This is a genomic window from Geomonas sp., from assembly GCF_056994735.1.
Genome location: NZ_JBXKJL010000077.1, coordinates 1 through 3,520, shown reverse-complemented (window position 1 = coordinate 3,520; position 3,520 = coordinate 1). Strand labels below are relative to the sequence as shown.

The 3,520-nt window shown below is 56.8% G+C and carries 4 protein-coding genes; 2 read left to right on the top strand and 2 right to left on the bottom strand.

Features of this window, described 5'->3' with window-relative positions:
• Both AC11W3_RS03570 and AC11W3_RS03565 read left to right on the top strand, forming a co-directional pair.
• A partial coding sequence (locus tag AC11W3_RS03570) for a hypothetical protein (protein WP_484092496.1) occupies positions 1-483 on the top strand: 483 nt, incomplete at its 5' end.
• Between the two features lie 112 nt (positions 484-595).
• Entirely contained in the window at positions 596-832 is a 237-nt protein-coding gene (locus AC11W3_RS03565) for a hypothetical protein (protein ID WP_484090015.1), read from the top strand.
• A 5-nt stretch (positions 833-837) separates the two neighbouring features.
• Here AC11W3_RS03565 and AC11W3_RS03560 read toward each other — a convergent pair whose 3' ends face one another.
• The gene (locus AC11W3_RS03560; RefSeq protein WP_484092495.1) at positions 838-2,295 is read right to left on the bottom strand and encodes an aminoacyl-histidine dipeptidase; all 1,458 of its coding nucleotides are present in this window, start codon (positions 2,293-2,295) and stop codon (positions 838-840) included.
• A 118-nt stretch (positions 2,296-2,413) separates the two neighbouring features.
• Entirely contained in the window at positions 2,414-3,229 is an 816-nt protein-coding gene (locus AC11W3_RS03555) for a M48 family metallopeptidase (RefSeq protein WP_484090013.1), read from the bottom strand.
• Between the last annotated feature and the right edge of the window lie 291 nt (positions 3,230-3,520).

Here is a 3,520-nt window from a genome sequence, read left to right as displayed (position 1 = left end):
AAAGACGCTACCGTGACAGTGGACGGCAACGTCTTGGACTCAAAGGGATTCGAAGTGAGAGCGAGTAAGCCCCAGGACCAGGCCGCAGATCCCTCCTTCAATAACGAGCTCCTCGTTGATCTCATAGGTGAAGCAGACTACCTGAAGGGTGACCACACCCTGAATCTCGTGAACCGCGATGGGCAATCCGCCGCCATTTCCTTCCGGGCCAATCCCCTGACCGTTGCTCCCATAGGAGATATTCCGCGCGGGAACTCGCCGGTGATCTTGAAGATCACAGGTAAAAACTTCACCACCGGCATAACCGCAAGCTGGCGGGACGCGGCCAGAAATGAGACCTCAATAACGGCAGACCAGTTGAAAGTGGGGAGTGACAGCGAGCTGGAGCTTTCCATAGTACCCGGCGAGGCTACAGGAACAGGGATCCTGACATTGACAGACACAAAAGGTGGCAGTGTCAGCAAAGAGGTCAACATCACCTGATGCCGAGGCTGATGTAAAACCGTTGAACTATGAATGGCGCCCCCCCTGAACATCAACAAGAAGACAGGTTTGGAAGTCACCATTCACCATTCACAGCCTTTAAGGGGAGATGATGGAGTACTTTACGGTCTCGTGCCTGCGCAGGGGGACGGTCTTCATTGACGGTGTAAAGTTGGGGGAGAGCAGGAGCGGCGACGGGCTCCGCGTCTTTGGGTGCAGCCCGGGCCTCCACGACATCTCGTTGGAGTGTTCCATAGGGCGCAGGTGCCGGATCATGACGCAGAGGGTCATGATTACCGGCACCAACGCCATCCTGCCCGTCCAGGTCCGCTTTGTCTGCGACCTGTGAAATCGCTACAGTGCGCGCTTCAGTATCTCGATCAGGAAGTCCCAATACTTCTGCACCGCGTCGATATGGAGCCTCTCGTCGGGGGAATGGACCTTTTCCATGGTGGGGCCAAACGAGATCATGTCCATGCCCGGGATGCGCTCCCCGATGATGCCGCATTCCAGACCGGCGTGGATGGCGGTCACCTCCAGTTCCTTTCCATAAAGTGCGCTGTAGGAGCGCCTGGCGGTGGAGAGGATGGGGGAATCAAGGTTCGGCTTCCATCCCGGATATCCTGAGCTTCCTGCGATTGCCGCGCCGCCCAGTTCGAAGACCGACTCGACCGTCTCGACGACTTCCGAAAGACGGGATGCCACGGAACTGCGCTGGCTGGTGATAAGTACGATGTCATCGTCACTGGTAGTGATGACCGCGACATTGGTCGAGGTCTCAACCAGGCCGGGGATGTCGCTGCTCATAAACTGAACACCGCTCGGAAGTGCGGCAATGGTGCGGCATATTTTGCGCTGGAGGGAGGCCTCCAGCACCGTTGCCCCCTCCGGCTGACCCTGCCGGGCCATTGCCAGAACCAGGTCGGGATCGACCCTGGAGAGCTCGGCCTTGAAGATCTCGTTCAATGTCGAGACGAGAGTAGCGGCCTCCCCCAGCTTCTCTGCCGGGATGAAGAATAGCGCGCCGCATTCCCGCGGGATGGCGTTACGCATGTTGCCGCCGTTGATATACGCCAGCCTCGCCCCGATTTCAGACAGCCGCAGGATCGCCCGGTTGAGGATCTTGATGGCGTTCCCCAGCCCCTTTCCGATTTCCAGCCCGGAATGTCCCCCCTTAAGTCCCTTGACCGTCAAGGTGACAGCGGCAGCCTCGGCGGGAACAGGCTCGCGCGTCACATTCCACCTGCCAAGGGTGTCTTTACCCCCCGCGCACCCGATGAAGACCACGCCCTCATCCTCGGAGTCGAGATTCAGAAGCGTCCTGCTTTCAACCATTTCAGGGCTCACGCTCTGAGCGCCGGTGAGACCCGTTTCCTCCTCAACCGTGAAGAGAAATTCCAGCGGTCCATGCTCAACGGCAGTATCTTCCATCAGAGCCAGGCTGGTGGCTACGCCCACTCCGTTGTCGGCGCCAAGCGTGGTGCCGTTTGCGGTGATGTATGGCCCCTGGCGGACTAACTCTATCGGGTCCTTGAGAAAGTCGTGGGTCTTGTCAGTATTCTTCTCGCACACCATGTCCAGGTGGGCCTGCAGGCAGATGCTCGGCACCCGCTCGCGACCCGGTGTAGCCGGCTTTTTCACCACCACGTTTCCAGACTGATCCTGCTTCGCTGGCAGCCCCAGGCTCTGTGCCCGATCGAGTACGAACTCCGCCAACTGCGCTTCATGCCCGGAAGGCCTCGGAATGCGAGATATTTCCGCAAAGCAGCGCCAGAACAGGGTGGGCGTGAGTCCCTCAATTGCATCAGACATGGCATACTCCCTTCATAAGCAAAAAAATCCCCTCGGCGAAAGGGGTATTGATGAAGCAAAAATAGCAGATTCTTGAATTAAGGAAAGCTCAAAGTGTCTTATCAGTGTTGATCCACCTTTATAGTCTCGCAACCCGCGCCTTCACTCTATTGAACTCGGACTCGGAGAGTAGGGGATACTGTTTCGGCGGCAGCTTCGAGATCTCCGTCTCGATGTTTCGTATCCGGTCCTCGGTCGGAGGATGGGTAGAGAAGAACTTCGCCACCGAGCCGGGGTTGGTCTTGCTCTGGGCCTCAAGCTTCTGAAAGAACGTCACCATCCCGTGCGGGTCGTACCCGGCATTGTACATGGTCTCGACGCCGAGGTAGTCTGCCTGGCTTTCCATCTCCCGGCTGTAGTAGAGCATTCCAGTCTTCCCGAAGAGTTGACCAGCGAGCTGGGCGATGCTCCCCTGGCTCCCCAGGAGTAGTCCTGATATCAGCTCGTAGCCGTACTGCTTAGTCATTTGCTTCGTTGCGTGCCTGGCCACCACATGGTTTATCTCGTGTGCCATGACTGCGGCCAGTTCGTCCTCGCTATCAGCCGCCTTGATCAGCCCGGTGTTGACATAGGTGTGACCGCCGGGAATGGCGAAAGCGTTGACGCTTTTATCCTCAACCACCTTGAAGGTGTAGGGAAACTCCACCTTCTTAACCCCGGTGAGCAGCCTTTTTCCCACCCGGTCGATATAAACCTGGACCTCGGGGTCGTTAACTACCTTATACTGTTTTTCGACCTCCACTGCGAACTTATCGCCTAGCTGCTTCTCTTCGTCCACGGAGATAAGGTTGAAACCGCCGACAGATCCGAGAGAAGATTGACTCGTCGCGCATCCGCCAAGAATAGAGAAGGAAAAGAACAGTGGCAGTAAATAGAACTTAAGAAGTTTAATCATGGAGCCACCTCCGTGTGATCTGCTTCAAGGCCAGTTTATTTCCATCATCTCCTCTATCTTCAACATAATTTCGTCCCCTCTGCCCCCTATCCGGCAACCGACAAACAGAATGCTCTGGCTACCGAAGGCGAGCCATCAGCGAATTCCAGTACAGCTGGATTCCTTGTTAATTCATGGATCAGAGACTTGTTACGGTACGGGAACCGGCGGCGGTTTGGGAAGCCCGGGAGGTGCAGGAGGCTGCCACCAGTGGCACCCGTTCAGCACAACCGTTCCCATCGTCACCATCGT

Bases quoted from the DNA above. Each gene is read 5' to 3' on its own strand.
- AC11W3_RS03565 (WP_484090015.1), top strand. From the start codon at position 596: ATGGAGTACTTTACGGTCTCGTGCCTGCGCAGGGGGACGGTCTTCATT.
- AC11W3_RS03560 (WP_484092495.1), bottom strand. From the start codon at position 2,295: ATGTCTGATGCAATTGAGGGACTCACGCCCACCCTGTTCTGGCGCTGC.
- AC11W3_RS03555 (WP_484090013.1), bottom strand. From the start codon at position 3,229: ATGATTAAACTTCTTAAGTTCTATTTACTGCCACTGTTCTTTTCCTTC.